Origin of the sequence: Vibrio sp. 1-1(7) (genome assembly GCF_013048485.1) — a bacterium.
Taxonomy (GTDB): Bacteria; Pseudomonadota; Gammaproteobacteria; order Enterobacterales; family Vibrionaceae; genus Vibrio; species Vibrio fujianensis.
Genome location: NZ_VHSP01000001.1, coordinates 1,016,534 through 1,035,028, shown reverse-complemented (window position 1 = coordinate 1,035,028; position 18,495 = coordinate 1,016,534). Strand labels below are relative to the sequence as shown.

19 protein-coding genes and 1 tRNA gene are annotated in these 18,495 nt (G+C 43.2%); 17 read left to right on the top strand and 3 right to left on the bottom strand.

The features are described 5' to 3' along the window. Positions 1–49: 49 nt before the first annotated feature. A complete protein-coding gene (locus tag FKN05_RS04850) occupies positions 50–544 on the bottom strand; it encodes a peptidylprolyl isomerase (protein ID WP_099612198.1) in 495 nt (164 codons plus the stop codon). Between the two features lie 146 nt (positions 545–690). On the opposite strand from FKN05_RS04850, the gene cysS reads away from it, so the two are divergent. The 16 genes from cysS (at position 691) to nadA (ending at position 15,203) form a co-directional block, all read left to right on the top strand. Then, the gene (gene cysS / locus FKN05_RS04845; RefSeq protein WP_099612199.1) at positions 691–2,073 is read left to right on the top strand and encodes a cysteine--tRNA ligase; all 1,383 of its coding nucleotides are present in this window, start codon (positions 691–693) and stop codon (positions 2,071–2,073) included. 101 nt (positions 2,074–2,174) lie between these two features. Continuing rightward, entirely contained in the window at positions 2,175–2,696 is a 522-nt protein-coding gene (ruvC, locus tag FKN05_RS04840; protein WP_099612200.1) for a crossover junction endodeoxyribonuclease RuvC, read from the top strand. Between the two features lie 104 nt (positions 2,697–2,800). Further along, entirely contained in the window at positions 2,801–3,418 is a 618-nt protein-coding gene (gene ruvA / locus FKN05_RS04835; RefSeq protein WP_161427819.1) for a Holliday junction branch migration protein RuvA, read from the top strand. 142 nt (positions 3,419–3,560) lie between these two features. Then, positions 3,561–4,568 carry a Holliday junction branch migration DNA helicase RuvB gene (gene ruvB, locus FKN05_RS04830; RefSeq protein WP_099612202.1) on the top strand — a complete coding sequence of 336 codons (1,008 nt, stop codon included), beginning with the start codon at positions 3,561–3,563 and terminating at the stop codon, positions 4,566–4,568. A 722-nt stretch (positions 4,569–5,290) separates the two neighbouring features. Beyond that, positions 5,291–6,877, top strand: a complete 1,587-nt coding sequence (cydA, locus tag FKN05_RS04825) for a cytochrome ubiquinol oxidase subunit I (protein WP_161427546.1) — start codon at positions 5,291–5,293, stop codon at positions 6,875–6,877. Between the two features lie 16 nt (positions 6,878–6,893). Next, a complete protein-coding gene (gene cydB / locus FKN05_RS04820; protein ID WP_099612204.1) occupies positions 6,894–8,030 on the top strand; it encodes a cytochrome d ubiquinol oxidase subunit II in 1,137 nt (378 codons plus the stop codon). Between the two features lie 11 nt (positions 8,031–8,041). Beyond that, positions 8,042–8,149: a cytochrome bd-I oxidase subunit CydX gene (cydX, locus tag FKN05_RS04815; protein WP_000270284.1), complete on the top strand. Its 108-nt coding sequence runs from the start codon at positions 8,042–8,044 to the stop codon at positions 8,147–8,149. Next, the gene (gene ybgE, locus FKN05_RS04810) at positions 8,142–8,447 is read left to right on the top strand and encodes a cyd operon protein YbgE (protein WP_099612205.1); all 306 of its coding nucleotides are present in this window, start codon (positions 8,142–8,144) and stop codon (positions 8,445–8,447) included. The genes cydX and ybgE overlap by 8 nt, the downstream gene beginning before the upstream one ends. Positions 8,448–8,630: 183 nt before the next feature. After that, complete coding sequence (gene ybgC / locus FKN05_RS04805; RefSeq protein WP_170887009.1) at positions 8,631–9,038, top strand: tol-pal system-associated acyl-CoA thioesterase; 408 nt, start codon at positions 8,631–8,633, stop codon at positions 9,036–9,038. Next, positions 9,028–9,711, top strand: a complete 684-nt coding sequence (tolQ, locus tag FKN05_RS04800; protein ID WP_099612206.1) for a protein TolQ — start codon at positions 9,028–9,030, stop codon at positions 9,709–9,711. Before ybgC ends, tolQ begins: the two co-directional genes overlap by 11 nt. Positions 9,712–9,714: 3 nt before the next feature. Then, positions 9,715–10,158 (top strand): protein TolR, encoded by a 444-nt coding sequence (gene tolR / locus FKN05_RS04795; protein WP_099612207.1) that lies wholly within the window; start codon positions 9,715–9,717, stop codon positions 10,156–10,158. A gap of 14 nt (positions 10,159–10,172) precedes the next feature. After that, on the top strand, positions 10,173–11,252 hold the full coding sequence (tolA, locus tag FKN05_RS04790) for a cell envelope integrity protein TolA (protein WP_161427550.1): 1,080 nt from the start codon (positions 10,173–10,175) through the stop codon (positions 11,250–11,252). Positions 11,253–11,264: 12 nt separating this feature from the next. Beyond that, complete coding sequence (gene tolB / locus FKN05_RS04785) at positions 11,265–12,617, top strand: Tol-Pal system beta propeller repeat protein TolB (protein WP_161427551.1); 1,353 nt, start codon at positions 11,265–11,267, stop codon at positions 12,615–12,617. Positions 12,618–12,664: 47 nt separating this feature from the next. Beyond that, complete coding sequence (pal, locus tag FKN05_RS04780; protein WP_099612210.1) at positions 12,665–13,207, top strand: peptidoglycan-associated lipoprotein Pal; 543 nt, start codon at positions 12,665–12,667, stop codon at positions 13,205–13,207. 14 nt (positions 13,208–13,221) lie between these two features. Beyond that, positions 13,222–14,004, top strand: coding sequence for a tol-pal system protein YbgF (gene ybgF / locus FKN05_RS04775; RefSeq protein ID WP_161427552.1), 783 nt, complete (start codon positions 13,222–13,224; stop codon positions 14,002–14,004). Positions 14,005–14,141: 137 nt separating this feature from the next. Next, a complete protein-coding gene (gene nadA, locus FKN05_RS04770) occupies positions 14,142–15,203 on the top strand; it encodes a quinolinate synthase NadA (protein ID WP_170887008.1) in 1,062 nt (353 codons plus the stop codon). Positions 15,204–15,282: 79 nt separating this feature from the next. Here the strand turns inward: nadA and FKN05_RS04765 are convergent, their stop codons facing one another. Further along, positions 15,283–15,852: a UPF0149 family protein gene (locus tag FKN05_RS04765; protein WP_099612212.1), complete on the bottom strand. Its 570-nt coding sequence runs from the start codon at positions 15,850–15,852 to the stop codon at positions 15,283–15,285. A 323-nt stretch (positions 15,853–16,175) separates the two neighbouring features. Between FKN05_RS04765 and FKN05_RS04760 the strand changes: the two genes are divergently transcribed. Next, positions 16,176–16,263: transfer RNA gene (locus FKN05_RS04760), tRNA-Ser, on the top strand. 344 nt (positions 16,264–16,607) lie between these two features. On the opposite strand, the gene FKN05_RS04750 is transcribed toward FKN05_RS04760, so the two are convergent. Then, positions 16,608–18,494, bottom strand: a complete 1,887-nt coding sequence (locus FKN05_RS04750) for a beta-glucoside-specific PTS transporter subunit IIABC (protein WP_099612213.1) — start codon at positions 18,492–18,494, stop codon at positions 16,608–16,610. Position 18,495 lies beyond the last annotated feature (1 nt).

Sequence of the window (18,495 nt, the reverse complement as noted above, 5' to 3'; positions counted from 1 at the left end):
TAGTGGAGTGCTCAATGCACTCCATCCGTCGGTAATTTGATTGGCGAGCTTAGTCTTCGATGGTGGTACTGGTAATGATCACTTCATCAAGGGGAACGTCTTGATGCATGCCATAAGATCCAGTACTAACGCCTTTGATTTTATTGACCACATCCATGCCTTCAACGACTTCTGCAAATACACAGTATCCCCAGCCGTCACGACTTTCGGATTTAAAATCAAGGAAAGTATTGTCATTCACATTAATAAAAAACTGTGAGCTAGCAGAATGAGGATCCATCGTTCTTGCCATAGCAAGAGTACCTGTTTTATTGCTTAACCCATTATTGGCTTCATTACGAATAGGCGCACGAGTCGCTTTTTCACGTAGACCCGAAGTCATACCACCACCTTGGATCATAAAACCGTCGATAACACGATGGAATAAGGTATTGTCGTAAAAACCATCACGGCAGTATTGTAAAAAGTTTGCGCTGGTTTCTGGTGCTTGCTCTTCGTTAAGCTGAATTTTGATGTCACCAAAATTAGTATGCAGCGTGATCATGTGTATTACCTTTGCTTGTTTTGTGTGAATGACAGATTTTAGCTTAACTTTTTGTGCATTCAAAACACCAAATGGATGACCTAGCGATAATAGAGTTGTTATACTCTAAAACTATTTTGGGATTAACGGTAAATTAGATAGAGATCATGTTGAAAATTTATAACTCACTCACAAGACAAAAAGAGGAATTTAAACCCATTACAGCCGGAAAAGTCGGCATGTATGTCTGTGGCGTCACCATATACGATCTCTGTCATATCGGTCATGGTCGTACGTTTGTTTCTTTCGATGTGGTGGCTCGTTACTTACGTTATTTAGGGTATGACCTTACCTTTGTACGTAATATCACCGACATTGACGACAAAATTATTAAACGTGCCGCTGAAAACCAGGAATCCTGTGAAGCGTTAACGGAGCGCTTAATTCAAGAAATGTATACTGATTTTGATGCATTAAACATCCAACGCCCTGATGTTGAGCCTCGAGCTACCGGATACATCGATGAGATTATCGCCCTTGTCGAGCGTCTGATTGAGCGCGGATTTGCTTATGTTGCAGACAATGGCGATGTGATGTTTGAAGTGAGTAAATTTGCACAGTATGGTCAACTTTCTAAGCAAGATCTCGCTCAACTTCAAGCAGGAGCTCGAGTTGATATCGAGATCGCCAAACGCAGTCCTTTAGATTTTGTATTATGGAAGATGTCCAAACCGGGTGAACCGACCTGGGAGTCTCCATGGGGAGCTGGACGTCCTGGGTGGCATATCGAGTGCTCGGCAATGAATTCTGCTATTTTGGGTGAACATTTTGACATTCATGGGGGGGGCTCAGATCTTCAATTCCCTCACCATGAAAATGAAATTGCACAATCTTGCTGTGCTCATGAGACTCAATACGTGAATACGTGGATGCATAGCGGCATGGTGATGGTAGATAAAGAAAAAATGTCTAAATCACTGGGTAATTTCTTTACCATTCGAGATGTATTACAGCACTATGATCCAGAAACCGTACGGTATTTTTTGATGTCGGGTCATTACCGTAGCCAGCTTAACTACAGTGAAGAGAATCTTACTCAAGCTCGTGCTTCTTTAGAACGTCTATATACTGCGCTTCGTGGCTTAGATAAGACGGTTCCTGCAGCAGGTGGTGAAGAGTACGTTAGCCGTTTTACCTCGGCGATGAACGACGACTTTAATACACCAGAAGCGTACTCTGTGTTATTTGATATGGCCCGTGAAATTAACCGATTGAAAAATGAAGATCATCTCAAAGCGAGTGCGCTAGGATCATTAATGCGTGAGTTAGCGGATGTGATCGGTATCTTATATCAAGATCCAGAGCACTTTATGCAAGGAGAAGCCGAAAGCCAAGAGCAGGTCGAACAGATTGAAGCCTTAATCAAGTTACGCAATGATTCTCGTGCGACCAAAGATTGGGCCAATGCCGATCTGGCACGAGATAAACTGAATGAATTAGGTATTATCTTGGAAGACGGCCCTAACGGTACCACTTGGCGACGTAAGTAATTGGTTCTCCGGGACGTTATTATAAACAGCGAGGTGAATGCCTCGCTGTTATCTTTCTAATCATCAAAAAGATAACGAGACGCTGTAACTAGGAATCAACGATGTCAATTATTTTGGGGATTGATCCAGGATCGCGAATTACCGGCTATGGGGTGATCCGACAACAAGGGAGGCATCTCATCTACTTAGGCAGTGGTTGTATCCGAACGTCTGATCAGGCGTTACCGCTACGATTAAAACAGATTTATGCGGGGGTGAGCGAGATCATTACTCAGTTTCAACCGGATGTCTTTGCTATTGAACAAGTGTTTATGGCGAGAAATGCTGATTCAGCATTAAAGCTCGGACAAGCACGAGGCAGTGCCATTGTGGCTGCGGTCAATGCCGAGTTACCGGTTCATGAATATGCGGCAAGGTTAATTAAGCAAGCGGTGGTTGGAACTGGGGGAGCGGATAAATCTCAGGTTCAGCATATGGTACAGCAGATCTTAAAATTACCTGCGAGGCCTCAGGCTGATGCAGCAGATGCTTTAGGCGTCGCGATTTGCCACGCCAATACCAACAAAACCTTGATTGCATTGGCAGGGCAAGCAACCAGTGCTCGTCGTGGTCGTTATCGGTAACGCTGATATTGTTGGTATGACGCACAGAGTTTTACTGGCTATCCATCCAGTTCTTTATTATCATCCTTGCCATTAAGTTTGACATACAGACAAAGGAATTCACTGTGATTGGCCGTCTGCGCGGAATATTGATTGAAAAACAACCTCCTCAAGTGTTAATCGAAATAGGGGGGATCGGTTATGAAGTACAAATGCCAATGAGCTGCTTCTACGAGCTACCCGATGTGGGAGAAGAGGCGATTATCTATACCCATTTTATTGTACGTGAAGATGCACAGTTACTTTACGGTTTTAATAGCGTAAGCGAGCGCGCTCTATTTCGAGAAGTCATTAAAGCGAACGGTGTCGGACCTAAAATGGGCCTAGGTATACTTTCTGGCATGACGGCCAGTCAGTTTGTCGCATGTGTTGAACGGGAAGACATATCAACCTTGATCAAGTTACCAGGCGTTGGGAAAAAGACAGCAGAACGTCTGTTGGTCGAAATGAAAGACCGCTTAAAAGGGTGGGGAACGGGAGATTTACTGACCCCAGCAACAGATGCAGCCCCATTGGATCATCAAGTCATATTCGCTGAACAAAATGCAGAGGAAGAAGCGGTTAGTGCCTTGTTGGCATTAGGGTATAAACCCGCTCAAGCCTCAAAAGCAGTTGCTCAGTTCGCGAAAGCCGGCATGAGTAGTGAGCAGTTAATTCGTGATGCTTTAAAATCAATGGTTTAATGCCAGATAAGCCTATGTATTTCACCTTGCTTTTCGCCAGGCGTGACATATCGACCTTACGTGATCTTCTATACTGTGCCAAATGGATGATGACGTTAAGGGTTGCCTTTCACATAGCCCCTAACTCTATGGATACCTTGTTATGATTGAAGCCGATCGCCTTATTGCGCCGATAAACCCTTCGTTTAAGGACGAAGAAGTGATTGATCGTGCTATCCGACCGAAGAAACTTGCTGACTATCAAGGACAAGATCACGTTCGAGATCAAATGGAAATCTTCATTCAAGCGGCCCAAAAACGTCGTGAAGCGCTCGATCATCTGTTGATTTTTGGCCCTCCTGGGTTAGGGAAAACGACTCTAGCCAATATTGTTGCTAATGAAATGGATGTCAATATTCGGACCACCTCTGGCCCAGTTTTGGAAAAAGCAGGCGATCTTGCCGCGTTATTGACCAACTTAGAAGAGAATGATGTTTTATTTATTGACGAAATTCACCGACTCAGCCCTATGGTCGAAGAAGTTCTCTACCCAGCAATGGAAGATTATCAGTTAGATATCATGATCGGTGAAGGCCCAGCCGCTCGCTCGATCAAAATTGATCTCCCTCCTTTTACACTGATTGGTGCGACCACTCGGGCAGGCTCATTGACTTCCCCCTTACGAGATCGATTTGGCATTGTGCAGCGTTTGGAGTATTACAACGTGGCCGATTTACAACATATTGTACAGCGCAGTGCTCACCATTTGGGGTTGTCGATGGACTCGGATGGTGCATTGGAGATAGCGCGCCGTGCTCGAGGAACTCCACGTATTGCTAACCGTTTACTACGTCGCGTGCGAGACTATGCTGAAGTGAAAGGCAACGGACATATTTGCGCTCAAACAGCAGATAAAGCGCTAGATATGCTTGATGTTGATCATCAAGGCTTTGATTATATGGATAGAAAGCTTTTACTCGCCATTATGGAGAAATTTTCAGGTGGCCCGGTTGGGCTGGATAACTTGGCGGCAGCCATTGGCGAAGAGAAAGATACAATTGAAGATGTTCTTGAACCATTTTTGATTCAACAAGGCTATTTACAGCGCACACCTCGAGGTCGGATTGCAACGGATCGTGCTTATTTACATTTTGGTTTAACAAAATCATAAAATTACCGACCTAGGGTCTGTTGACCTTTCGAGCTGATTTTTGCAGCCGTTTGTGGCTTCTTTATACAAGGCAGAGGCTTTGAAATGTAGTTACTCTACCTGAGAAGCCGATAACGCCGTAGAAAGGAGCCACAAACGCTGCCCGAAGGGTTCGGCTAAAAGCGTTTTACTCTTTGTTGAGCGGTGTTTTGCTTAGAATAACTAGGCGACAAACCTCTCGCCGCGATTAAAACGCTTTTATCTCGAACAAAATTTAACCGCGAAAGATCAACAGACCCTAGAGTTCGATAAGAGAAATATTTATCAATATATGTCACATTTTGACATATTTCTAAAATGCATGATTCGTAATCAATTTTAGGTTGGTGTTAACCATCTGTGTTTAATTTGTGCTCTGTTATGATTCATTTTGCCCTCGTTTATAGGATAAATATCCACATTTCTTGATTTATATCATTTTGTTGTTTTTTTAACCGCTTTCTCGTAAGGGAAATTGATCCAAATCAAAGCGTTTTGTATGAATAAACCTTTTGAAACTCAAGGGGTTTGGCATTAGTATTAGTCACAGCTATATTAGCTGAAGCTTAACAATTAACTAACCACAATGGTACATAAAAGCAACAAAGTATTGCAAAAAGTTAACAGTTGGATATGGTTCGTTAACTTATGCGTGTTGTTGCGTTATGTCAAAAGTGTCATTCAGCCGACACAAAGGAGTTACCATGATTGATGTCGTTGATCTATCGCGGTTGCAGTTTGCACTGACAGCGATGTATCACTTCTTGTTCGTTCCACTGACTTTAGGTATGGCATTTTTACTTGCCATTATGGAGTCACTTTATGTAATGACTGATAAGCAAATCTATAAGGACATGACCAAGTTCTGGGGTAAGCTTTTCGGTATTAACTTTGCGCTTGGTGTTGCTACCGGCCTAACGATGGAGTTCCAGTTCGGTACTAACTGGTCTTACTATTCACACTATGTTGGTGATATCTTTGGGGCTCCGCTCGCCATTGAAGCACTGGTCGCTTTCTTTTTAGAATCAACCTTTGTCGGTTTGTTCTTCTTTGGCTGGGATCGCCTCTCCAAACGTCAGCATCTAACGGTAACTTGGCTGGTCGCTTTAGGTTCCAACTTCTCTGCGTTGTGGATTTTGGTGGCAAACGGCTGGATGCAAAACCCAGTTGGCTCAGCATTTAACTTTGAAACCATGCGCATGGAAATGGTCAGTTTCGCTGAGGTTGTGCTTAACCCAGTTGCGCAAGTTAAGTTTGTTCATACTGTGGCTTCTGGCTATACCACAGGGGCAATGTTTATTTTGGGCATTAGTGCTTACTACCTATTAAAAGGTCGAGATGTTGCGTTTGCTCGCCGCTCATTTGCTATTGCCGCTTCATTTGGTATGGCAGCAATTATTTCCGTTATCATTCTAGGTGATGAGTCCGGCTATGAGCTTGGCGATGTGCAAAAAGTTAAGCTGGCCGCCATCGAATCTGAATGGCATACCGAACCAGCTCCTGCTGCCTTCACCCTATTTGGCTTACCAAATCAAGAAACCATGCAGACTGATTACGCGATTAAGATTCCTTATGTGATGGGGATTATTGCCACTCGCTCTTTAGATAAAGAGGTGACAGGTCTACGTGATTTACGTGAAGAGCATATCGATCGCATTCGTAATGGTATGTACGCTTATGAATTGCTACAAGCACTTCGAGCGGGTGACAAATCCGAAGACAATATTCAAGCATTTAATGAAGTGAAAAATGATCTTGGCTATGGTCTGCTACTTAAGCGTTATACTGAGAATGTTTCTGATGCAACAGAAGCGCAGATCCAAGCGGCTGCCGATGACTCGATTCCAACGGTGTGGCCATTGTTCTGGTCTTTCCGCATCATGGTTGCCTGTGGGTTCATCATGCTGTTTGTCTTTGGTGCGGCCTTTATTCAAACCTGTCGTCAAAAAATTGAACAAAAACCGTGGATACTTAAAGCGGCGCTTTGGAGCATTCCTTTACCTTGGATTGCAGTAGAAGCTGGGTGGTTTGTGGCTGAATACGGTCGTCAACCATGGGCGGTAGGTGAAATTTTACCTGTAAATATCGCCGCCTCTGCATTGTCAGCAAGTCAAATCTGGACATCGTTGTTTGCGATTTTGGCGCTGTACACTGTGTTCCTCATTGCTGAAGTTTATTTAATGGTGAAGTTTGCTCGTAAAGGACCAAGCAGCTTGAAAACAGGTCGCTATCATTTCGAACAAAATGGCAGCTCGGTTGAAGATCAAGTCAATCGTCAAGTAGAAGCCTAGCCAAGGAGAAAGCAATATGTTTGATTACGAAATCTTACGACTTATTTGGTGGGTGCTGATCGGCGTACTACTAGTAGGTTTTGCCATTACAGATGGCTTTGATATGGGAGTAGGAGCGCTGGTTCCTGTTCTTGGTAAAAATGACGCAGAGCGCCGAGTCATGATTAACTCGATCGCTCCGCACTGGGATGGAAACCAAGTTTGGCTAATTACTGCAGGTGGTGCTTTATTTGCTGCTTGGCCACTGGTTTACGCAACATCGTTCTCAGGTTTTTACCTCGCGATGATTGTTACATTGGCTGCATTATGGCTACGCCCAATCGGTTTGGATTATCGTTCAAAAATTGAAGATCCAAAGTGGCGAAACACATGGGATATCTGTATTTCGATCAGTGGATTCGTGCCACCAATTATCTTTGGTGTGGCGTTTGGTAACCTGCTGCAAGGTGTTCCATTCCAATTAAATGAGCTAATTATGCCGAGTTATCACGGCTCATTCTTTGGGTTATTGAATCCATTTGCACTTGTGTGTGGTTTGGTGAGTTTGTTTATGATTTTGATGCAAGGTTCTGCTTGGCTACAAATGAAAACAACGGGTGAATTGCATACTCGTGCACGTGCGACAGCCCAATTTTCGGGTCTATTAACCTGTCTATTATTTGTTGCCGCCGGCTTTTGGATTCAAAATATCGACGGTTATGTTGTAGTGAGTGCCATTGACGGTGCGGCGGCGTCAAACCCATTAAATAAAGAAGTCGTTCGTGAAGCGGGTGCTTGGATGCATAATTTTGAAACGTATCCAATTTTGTGGCTAGCGCCCGCATTAGGGGTATTTATGCCGCTATTGGCGGTCTTGGCTTCTCGTTTTGAAAAATGTGCATTGGCTTTCCTTACCTCTAGTCTAGGAAATGCTGGGGTCATCTTTACTGCAGGCTTCGCTATGTTCCCGTTTGTGATGCCATCAAGCTTAGAGCCAAGTCATAGTTTAACCATGTGGGACGCAACGTCGAGTGAGCTAACGTTGAATGTAATGACATTTATCGCGTTTGTGATGGTGCCTATTATCCTCGCGTATACCGCGTGGTCTTACTATAAAATGTTCGGTCGCTTGGATAACAAGTATATCGAAGATAATAAAAACTCACTTTACTAAGGAGCGAAACGATGTGGTATTTTGCATGGATTCTTGGTGTATTGCTGGCATGTGCTTTTGGCATCATCAATGCTCTTTGGTTAGAGCACAGTGAAATGATGGATAAAGACAGTGAATAACGGCTTTGTCTTGTTGACAAAACTGCACCAGTGGGTCGATAAGGCCTTATTTAGGGCCTTGTCGATCATACTCGGATTTTATCATGTTGCGATGGTCATGTGGGATCCTGAAGCGTATGCGGCGAGTATCGGTGGATTTAATGTACTGGTTGCACCATTACTGATCTGGGGAATATGTTCTAGTATGGTATTTGGTGTTGGTTTTAAACCACGTAGCTGGATTTGGCAGATTTTTTTTAGTCCATACTTTTCGTTGCCGATCATGGCGGGCTTTTTTTTAGTTCGGCTGTTCGGTTAACCGTTACGGATTATTAGTCAACTCGTTAAAACTGAGTAAAAAATAGCGTTGTCTCTTTGAGGTAACGCTATTTTTTTATCATATTAGCATAAAATCTTACGCTTCAGTTTGTACTTACCATCAAGAGATACGGTATAGTACCTAGTCTAACTGCTTCATTTTTGACGTGGAAACTGTGAGACGATGCAAGTATTCGATTGGCCTATCACTATTTATTATGAAGATACCGATGCAGGAGGCGTGGTTTATCATGCTAACTACCTCAAGTTCTTTGAGCGAGCAAGAACCGAGATGCTGCGCTCGATTGGGATCTCACAACATACTTTGCTGGAACAAAACCTAGGTTTTGTGGTTCGACACGCGGACGTCGATTTTGTACGCGCAGCTCGGTTGGATGAGCAACTTAAAGTAAAAAGTATGCTGATTGAATTGAAAAAAGCCTCCTTGACTTTCTGTCAAGAGCTGGTCAATCCTGACGGGCAACTATTGTGTAAAGCATTAGTTAAGGTAGCATGTATTGACAATCAAAAGATGAAACCCCGAGCCATACCTCAATCAATTATTTTGGAGTTAACAAAGAGTGACCGCTGATATTTCCATGTTCGATCTGTTCTTGCAGGCCAGTCTATTAGTTAAATTAGTCATGCTGATTTTACTTGGTATGTCTATTGCGTCTTGGGCAATGATCATTTCCCGTAGCAAAGTGCTCTCTCAAGCACAAAAAAATGCAGAAAAATTTGAAGATAAATTCTGGTCAGGTAACGATTTATCAATTTTATATCAAGACATAAAAAAGCGTAAAGACAGCATCGAAGGGGTAGAAGAGATCTTTTATTCTGGATTTACTGAGTTTGCTCGCTTACATAAATTGCACGCAGCTTCGCCCGACTATGTGATGGAAGGGACTGGGCGTTCTATGCGGGTCGCAGTTTCTCGTGAAGTTGATGAACTAGAAACGCATTTGCCCTTTTTGGCAACGGTGGGATCAATTAGCCCTTATATCGGCTTATTTGGTACGGTATGGGGTATTATGCATGCCTTCATCGCACTGGGGGAAGTAAAGCAAGCCACGTTAGCTATGGTGGCTCCTGGGATTGCTGAAGCGTTAGTTGCTACCGCTATGGGGTTGTTTGCCGCAATTCCTGCAGTAATGGCTTATAATAGATTTAGCAGTAAAGTCAGCAAGTTAGAGCATACTTATGCGACTTTTTCCGAAGAGTTTTATAGTATATTACACCGCCAAGCGATGGCGGGTAAGGAATAATCGATGGCAGGTTATCAACCGAAAAAGCGGAAGATGACAGCTGAAATCAACGTGGTTCCTTACATTGATGTCATGCTGGTTTTGCTGATCATTTTCATGGTGACGTCACCGTTTATTACCCAAGGTGTAGAGGTTGAGCTACCCAAAACGTCAACCGCGAAATCGACGGCAGATTTGGCCGAAAACAGTGATGCAAGCTATATCATTATTGAAATTGATAAAGCGGGAAATTTAGGGTTAAGTGTCAATGACGAAGACGTTCAACGAGGACTGTCGTTACAAGATGTTATTGTGCGCGTGAAAGCTGAATTATCCCTAAAACCTGATTCACCGGTTGCAGTTGGGGGGGATGCTGCCACACCTTATGCTGATATTGTTTTAGTGCTAGATGAATTAAGTCGAGCTGGTATAGCGAAAGTAGGCTTACTCACGGATATCAAAGAATAGGCTGATAAGCGTTGATGAAAGCAAATAAATCGAACAAAGCATCAGATAAAACCCCTTTATTGGTATCGCTGGTATTGCATATAGCCTTGCTGGTTATTCTTGCGTGGCAAGCCGATTTTACTTTTTCTCCCACAACGCCCTCTGCGGGAGGTGTTGCGGTACAAGCGGTCGTTATTGACCCTAACCTCGTCAAACAACAAGCTCAGCATATTCGTAGCCAGCGTGAAGCCGCTGCGAGAAAAGAACAAGAACGGTTAGATAAATTGCGCCGAGAAAGTGAACGGTTGGAACGAAATCGTAAAGAAGCCGAAGAGCGAGTGCGTCAGTTAAAAGAGCAACAAGCCAGAGAAGCTAAAGCTGCACGTGAAGCGGAAAAAGCGCGACAACAGAAAGAACAAGAGCAAAAAGTGGCTGCTGAAAAAGCCCGTCAAGCGCAAGACCGAGCAGCGAAAGCGGAAGCGGAGCGTCAGTTGAAAGAAGAGGCCGCCAAAAAGGCGGAAGCTGAACGCGCGGCCAAAGCGGCTGCAGCGGCCAAAGCTGAACAAGAACGAATTGCTCGCGAAAAAGCGGCTCAGCAAGCTAAAGAGAAAGCACAACGTGAACGCGAAGCCGCAGAGCGAGCCGAAAAAGAACGGATTGCCAAAGAAAAAGCGGCGAAAGCTGCCGCTGAAAAAGCGCGTATTGAAAAAGAGCGCGCCCAACAAGCTGAACGGGAGCGTAAAGAACAAGAAGCGGCCCTAAACAGCATTTTTTCTGGGCTGGAAAGTGAAGCGCAAAATATTTCAGCCGCTCGCGCTCAGTATATCGCAACAGAAGCTGAGCGCTGGGGGGCGATTTATACTCAACTTATTCAGCAAAATTTATTATTAGAAGACAGTTTTCGAGGTAAACAATGCCGGGTTAACCTTCGCTTGATTCCGGCAGGCGCTGATGCAATTGTTGGCGATTTGCAAATCGTAGAAGGGGATTCTCGTCTTTGTGCTGCGACTAAACGTGCCGTTGCGCAGGTAGGGAATTTCCCACTACCGAAAACTGGCGAGTCGGACGTCATTGAGAAGCTTAAAAATATTAACTTAACCGTAGTTCCAGATTAAAAGGAAAAGCTCGTGTTAAAGCGATTATTAGTAGGATGGCTATTGGTTATTTCCAGTAGCGTACAACTGGCCCATGGGGCGCTTGAATTGGTAATAACGGATGGCGTCAACTCAGCTCGTCCCATTGCGATAGTGCCTTTTAAATGGGCGGGGAATCAACCCCTCCCTCAAGATATTTCTGCAGTGATCGCCTCAGATTTACAACGCAGTGGTAAATTTAGCCCGATTGCAACAAACCGCATGCCACAAACGCCGTATCATGAAGCGGACGTCAAATTTGATGCATGGACTCAAATTGGCGTTGATGCCTTGTTGACTGGATCAATTACTCAAAATGATCAAGGCAATTATGTAATTAATTATCAACTGGTTGATGTTGTCCGTGGTCAATTGACCCAAGGTCAAAGTCGTGCACTCAGTGCCGATGGGCAGTTAGTTTTATCGAAAGATCACGTGCTATTTAATAAAGTGGCGACGGTGCCTGAAAAACGGATGCGTGAGTATGCTCACCGTATTGCCGATTTAGTCTATGAAGAACTAACCGGAGAAAAAGGAGCCTTCCTTACTCGAATCGCTTATGTTGTTGTGAATGATAAAGATAGCTACCCTTACCAGTTAAGAGTTGCCGACTACGATGGCTATAATGAGCGTCTCGTTTTACGTTCTAAACAACCGCTGATGTCACCTGCTTGGTCACCCGATGGCCGCCAGTTAGCCTATGTTAGTTTCCAGAATGGGCAAGCTGAAATTTTCTTGATGAATATTTATACTGGCGAACGTGAGAAACTGACCTCTTTTCCTCGTCATAATGGTGCGCCGCGTTTTTCACCTGATGGACAAAGCATGGCTTTAGTGCTATCAAAAACAGGTAGCTTGCAGGTGTATACGCTTGATCTTGCCACTCGAAAATTGACCCAAATTACGCGAGGTCGCTCAAATAATACCGAACCTTTCTGGAGTCCAGATGGCAAATCCTTGATATTTACGTCTGATAGGGGTGGTAACCCACAGATATATCAAGTAAATTTAAGCGATAACGTCACGAAGCGTTTAACATGGCAGGGAAGTCAGAATCTTGGTGGGCAAATCACCCCTGATGGGCGATTCCTTATCATGGTAAACCGTAATAATTCAGGTTTTAACTTAGCAAAACAAGATTTGGAAACCGGAGCAGTACAAATTCTAACAAAAACATTGTTGGATGAATCTCCAAGTATTGCCCCAAATGGTGGCATGGTTATTTACAGTTCAATGTATAATCAGGCTAATGTCTTGTCTATGGTTTCTATAGATGGGCGATTTAAAGCAAGGTTACCAGCAACCAATGGGCGCGTTAGGGCTCCAGCATGGTCTCCGTTTTTATAGCAAACTCACAATTGAGCAACTAATTATTTCATAGTAAGGAAAATAAGATGCAACTAAACAAGGTTCTTAAAGGGCTACTCATTGCACTACCTGTTCTTGCGGTTACAGCATGTAGTTCAAGTGATGAAGCAGCAAACGCTTCTTCTCAGTCACAAACTAACCAATCCACATCTGGTGAAGCAAACAGTGTAGATACAACGGTTGTGTCACCCATTGATGAGAATGCACAACTTTCTGAGCAAGAGCTTAAGGAACAAGCATTACGCGAAACTCAAACCATTTATTTTGCGTTCGATAATGCAACAATTGCGCGTGATTATGAAGAAATGCTTTCAGCTCACGCCACTTATTTAAGTAAAAACCCAAGTTTAAAAGTGACGATTGAAGGCCATGCTGATGAGCGTGGAACACCAGAGTACAACATTGCTCTGGGTGAGCGTCGTGCACAAGCTGTGGCGAAATACTTAGAAGCAATGGGCGTACAAGCCAACCAAATTGCGATTGTAAGTTATGGTGAAGAAAAACCACTATTACTTGGCCAAACTGAAGAAGTTTATGCTAAGAACCGCCGTGCTGTTCTTGTCTACTAATTGAGGTATCCCTCATGTTCAGTAACCTTAAGCGCGTATTTACGCTTACGTTACTGGCAAGTGCGGCGAACATCGTGTTCGCTGCACCAGCTCCAGTATCTGATCTAGGAAGTAGCACCCAACGAGCTTCATTGTCTTCCAATGCACCGGCAGAAACTGAGGTTGCTCGCTTGGAACGTTTGCTTGAAAATCGTAATCGAATGCAACTGCGAATGCAAAAGCAGTTGGATGATATGGCCCTCGAAATCAACGAATTACGTGGGCAAATAGAAAGAAGTAATTATGACATGCAGCAGATGTTGCAGCGTCAGCGAGAATTGTTTGTTGAATTAGATAATTTGCGTCGTGAGGCAGCCAAACGTCCGGCTACAGAAAACATTGCTAATGATAGTCAAGATGAAGTACCACTCGGTACTTTTAGCAGTGATGCGGATGAACAAGCCGCTTACCAAAATGCGGTTGATCTTATCTTGAAAAAACGGGATTACGCTGGTGCCATTGCCGCGTTCCAGCAATTTCAGCAAGACTATCCGAACTCAAGTTTTGCACCGAATGCTCATTACTGGCTAGGTCAGCTCTATTTTGCGCAGAAAAAAGACCAAGAAGCGGTAAAAAGTTTTGCTGCGGTTATCAGTTATTCAAACTCAAATAAACGTGCAGATGCGTTAGTCAAATTAGGTGATTTGGCTGCGCGAAATAACAATTCAGCGCAAGCCGAAAAATATTATCAGCAAGTCGTTAATGAATATCCTAATAGTGCATCGGCAAAAGTTGCCAAAGAGCACTTAAAGCGATAGCTTTTTGAGTTTACGATTATCGGTCGCTTTTTAGCGGCCTTTGTTTTACCAAGCCCCGTGATCGAATCACTTTTGCCTATTTTTGTTGATACAGTGTACAATGCGCGTATTACATAACGTTGCACAGAGCAAGATCAATGAGTCACATACTGGATAAAATCGACACGGTATACCCGTTTCCTGCTAAACCTGTCCGATTAACGGAAGAGGAACAGCAAGCCTATGTAGCCAATATCAAGCAGTTGTTAAAAGAAAAAGATGCCGTCTTGATTGCTCACTACTATACTGACCCAGAGATTCAAGCCTTGGCCGAAGAAACCGGTGGCTTTGTCGGTGATTCGCTGGAAATGGCCAAATTTGGTCATCGACATCCAGCACAGACCTTATTGATTGCTGGCGTGCGATTTATGGGCGAATCGGCAAAAATACTCACTCCGGAAAAACGAATTTTGATGCCAACACTCGAAGCGGAATGTTCATTAGATCTTGGTTGTCCCGTGGATGAGTTTACGGCATTTTGTGATGCTCATCCTGAGCATACGGTGGTCGTTTATGCGAATACTTCCGCCGCAGTTAAAGCACGAGCCGATTGGGTGGTAACCTCGAGTATCGCATTAGACATTGTCGAGCATCTAGATTCTGAAGATAAAAAAATCATATGGGCCCCCGATCGACATCTTGGTTCCTATATCGCTAATAAAACCGGCGCTGATATGCTATTGTGGCAAGGAGAATGTGTTGTTCATGATGAATTCTCTGCTGATGCGTTGCGTAAAATGAAAGCGTTGTATCCCGATGCGGCAGTATTGGTACACCCTGAGTCTCCAGCCAGTGTGGTTGAACTTGCGGATGCGGTTGGTTCCACCAGTCAACTTATTACCGCTGCGAAAACGCTACCTCAGCAACAGATGATTGTTGCAACAGATAAAGGTATTTTCTTTAAGATGCAACAAATGGTGCCAGATAAAGAGCTTATCGAAGCGCCAACCGCTGGAGCTGGAGCTACTTGTCGTAGCTGTGCCCATTGTCCGTGGATGGCAATGAATGGCTTAAAAGCAATAGAAAAAGCCCTGCTTGAAGGCGGGCAAGCACACGAAATTTTTGTCGATGAGGCGATTCGAGTAAAATCATTAATTCCGTTGAATCGAATGTTAGATTTTGCCGAGCAAATCAAAAAAGAAGTGAAAGGCAATGCCTAATACGGCTTTTATAGATCACCACAGCCCGCACTGAAAAAGCGGGCTTTTTACTCGTTAAAATGCCTGTGTCGATGTTTAATTATTGTGCCTGCGCAAGTTGTCCGCCACGCTTTGCTAGCCCACAGAGCATGACAGGAATTGCATTATAAATTTCCTCAAACTGATCTAAATCGTCAATCCCCTGTTGGCTTAACGTTGCAAGTGACGTTTCAGGATCGTAAAGCATGCTTAGTGAGAGCAAAACTCCCCCGAGTAGTGCATTATCTTGGCTCTCTTCTGGCATTAGGACTTCCCAATCATCTCGGGTCAGTTGCCAGCCTTGCAATACCCCCTCACAAAAGTCTCGCGTTGTTTGATTGACAAGATCGTTATCATCTAGCTCACATCCTTCGGGCCAAGCCCAAACGCCATCAAGCAAAGCCGGGCGATATACATTCCATAAGTGGATGATTTGCTCTAAATAACGTTCTAGCATCTCACCATCTTGAAAGGGAGCAACATCATCTCCTCCCCACAAAAAAGGCAACCACTCTTCAGGTGGGAGTTCATTGGGTGCTAGGGCCATAGCGGTAATAAAACCATGTGTTTTAGCTTCATTAAGTAATTTATCTTTGAATTCAGGTAACGTTAGAATGTCGTGTAAGGTCAAAGTGAGATTCCATATAAACAGCGAAAAGTTTGCGCTTATATTAACCTTAAATAGGCTGAGAATGCGAGCCATGATGACATGGTGGCATTTTCCTCATAAAACCTAACGGTTATTTCTTGGCGATTGGACGTGAGAACAGTGTTTATCGTAATATTACCCATGACTATTCTCCCGAACAGACGTTTATCGTTTTGATTTTAGGCAAATTAATCAATAAGTGAGCAAATGAAGCGCAAGCTAAGCTTTTTTCCTGATTTCTGCTTGACCATTGATTCGATAATCATTAAATTAGCGCTTCGTTAGCACGAGATGTTAACCAGTACGGTGAGTTGTCCGAGTGGCTGAAGGAGCACGCCTGGAAAGTGTGTATACGGCAACGTATCGAGAGTTCGAATCTCTCACTCACCGCCACATTCTAAAAAAAGACGTCCTAGGGCGTCTTTTTTTACGCCTTAAGGTTATTAAAATCAATGAGTTACCGTTTCGTAGCGTTCCATAAAGTGTCGTAAAAGCGCTTGTTTAGAGTAATACCTAGATTTTTCGAAAATTGAGCTTTGTTCAGGTATTACTTAGGGATTAAATGGCGAATAATCTCACGGCTAGGGAAATCCAAACGGCAAAGCCCAAAGATAAGCTCTATCGCTTATCTGATGGCGGCAATCTTTACTTCTGTGTGCGTAGAAGCAATTCACGTTCATGATCTGAAACAGCAAATAAGGCATTGGGTCGAATGGCTTTTAAAGTGTGACTAAAAATTATAAGGTGGTGAGTAATCGATCGCCGGCATTTACATAAGTCTCATTTGTACTCAGCACCTCAAAATAATCATGGCTATTAGTAATTAAAATAGGGGTTGTGGAATCGAATCCCAACTGAGTGATTTTGTTTAAATCAAACTGGATAAGAGGCATCCCTTCGGTAATTTTCTCTCCTGTATGAACCAGTAAAGAAAAGCCATCACCTTGTAATTTTACAGTATCTAGGCCGATGTGTATAAGAAGCTCTATACCTTGTTCGCTTTTTAAGCCAATTGCGTGATGAGGGTTAAAGATGGAAGTGACATAGCCATCAAAAGGGGCAAATAAGGTGCCGTTATCTGGGCGAATAGCAATGCCTTTTCCCATGATTTCACTGGAAAATGTTGGGTCATCAACCATAGATAAGGGGATCACCTCGCCACTTAATGGGCTAGCTATTTGTAGATGGTTTTTTGGGTAAGAAGAGGGTAGTGAAGATATCGAAGGTGAGTTTTGCTCTATGATTTTGGCATCATCATGACTATGAGGCGAAAAAAAATAAGTTAATATGAACGATAAAATTAGGGTTAATAATGCTGCTAAAATACACACGATAACCGTGTTATCTACCCCTTGTGGTGAAATGACCTGAATAAAAGAGAAAAGGCTTAATAAACCCATTGAATAAGATTTCACATGGAATGAGGCAATGATACTGGATCCTATTGCTGCAGAAAGGCAGGCGAAAATAAATGGCCATTTTCTAGAGAGAGTAATACCATAAATTGCCGGTTCTGTTACACCAAATAATGCGGTAATGGCAGCAGACCCCGCATAGCCACGAGTATTTCTATTTTGAGTTTTAAAAAACACACCTAAACAAGCTCCAACTTGACCAAAAATAGCCGGAATAAGAAGAGGTATGATTAAACTGTAGCCGTCTACAGCAATATTATTCATCATGATGGGGACTAAGCACCAATGAATACCAAATACAACCAGTATCTGCCAGGTTGCACCAATTACGCCCCCCGCTAGTTCAGGACTAGCATGGTAGAGATATAGTATTCCATTCGAAATCATATTTGCAATCAAAGTACTTAATGGGCCAATGACTAAAAATGTTATAGGTATTGTTAGGATTAAGCATAAGAAAGGTGTTAACCAATTATACAGGAAGGTCGATAAATTTTTTGGCAGAGCTTGCTCTAGACGAACATTAAACCAAGTCGCAAATAAAATAGGTATCACGGATGTAGAATAATTCAAATAAAGAATAGGTAATCCCATAAAATTTTCTGACGGGACTTCTTGACCTGTTATTTGCTGAGAAAATAACCAGTTAACATGGGTGATAATTTCTGGGTGCACCAGAGCTCCAGCAATAGTCATACTGAATAAAGGATTACTATTGAAATATTTGGCTGCGGTATAACCGAGAAAGATAGGAAGAAAGAAAAAAATCGTATCTGCAGCAGAAAAGAGAATTCGATATGTGCCGCTGTCTGTGGTTATCCAGCCAAGGTTAGATAATAGAACAACAAAACCTTTTAAAATTCCACCAGCACTTAATAGCCACAGCAAAGGATGAAAAATCCCTGTGATGGTATTGATGATAGCTCCCATCCAATGAGAAACGCTAGTGTGCTTTTGTGGTTTGAGTAGTGGCAGAATGGATTGATAAAGTTTTTCTACGTGTGTACCAATAACGATCTGAAACAGTCCTCCAGTATGAATGACGGAAATGACATCTGGCAGAATTTTTATTTCTTTAATGTTCTCGATCGGAGTTTGTTTTAGCTGAAATCTTAGCCGAGTTGTACAGTGGGAGACTCGGACAATATTACTTGAGCCACCAAGTAGTTTAACTATCTGATTAGCAAGGTTATCATGGTAAGCTGTCATT

Coding starts and splice junctions, on each gene's coding strand:
- FKN05_RS04850 (WP_099612198.1), bottom strand. CDS start 544: ATGATCACGCTGCATACTAATTTTGGTGACATCAAAATTCAGCTTAAC.
- cysS (WP_099612199.1), top strand. CDS start 691: ATGTTGAAAATTTATAACTCACTCACAAGACAAAAAGAGGAATTTAAA.
- ruvC (WP_099612200.1), top strand. CDS start 2,175: ATGTCAATTATTTTGGGGATTGATCCAGGATCGCGAATTACCGGCTAT.
- ruvB (WP_099612202.1), top strand. CDS start 3,561: ATGATTGAAGCCGATCGCCTTATTGCGCCGATAAACCCTTCGTTTAAG.
- cydA (WP_161427546.1), top strand. CDS start 5,291: ATGATTGATGTCGTTGATCTATCGCGGTTGCAGTTTGCACTGACAGCG.
- cydB (WP_099612204.1), top strand. CDS start 6,894: ATGTTTGATTACGAAATCTTACGACTTATTTGGTGGGTGCTGATCGGC.
- cydX (WP_000270284.1), top strand. CDS start 8,042: ATGTGGTATTTTGCATGGATTCTTGGTGTATTGCTGGCATGTGCTTTT.
- ybgC (WP_170887009.1), top strand. CDS start 8,631: ATGCAAGTATTCGATTGGCCTATCACTATTTATTATGAAGATACCGAT.
- tolR (WP_099612207.1), top strand. CDS start 9,715: ATGGCAGGTTATCAACCGAAAAAGCGGAAGATGACAGCTGAAATCAAC.
- tolA (WP_161427550.1), top strand. CDS start 10,173: ATGAAAGCAAATAAATCGAACAAAGCATCAGATAAAACCCCTTTATTG.
- pal (WP_099612210.1), top strand. CDS start 12,665: ATGCAACTAAACAAGGTTCTTAAAGGGCTACTCATTGCACTACCTGTT.
- ybgF (WP_161427552.1), top strand. CDS start 13,222: ATGTTCAGTAACCTTAAGCGCGTATTTACGCTTACGTTACTGGCAAGT.
- nadA (WP_170887008.1), top strand. CDS start 14,142: ATGAGTCACATACTGGATAAAATCGACACGGTATACCCGTTTCCTGCT.
- FKN05_RS04750 (WP_099612213.1), bottom strand. CDS start 18,494: ATGACAGCTTACCATGATAACCTTGCTAATCAGATAGTTAAACTACTT.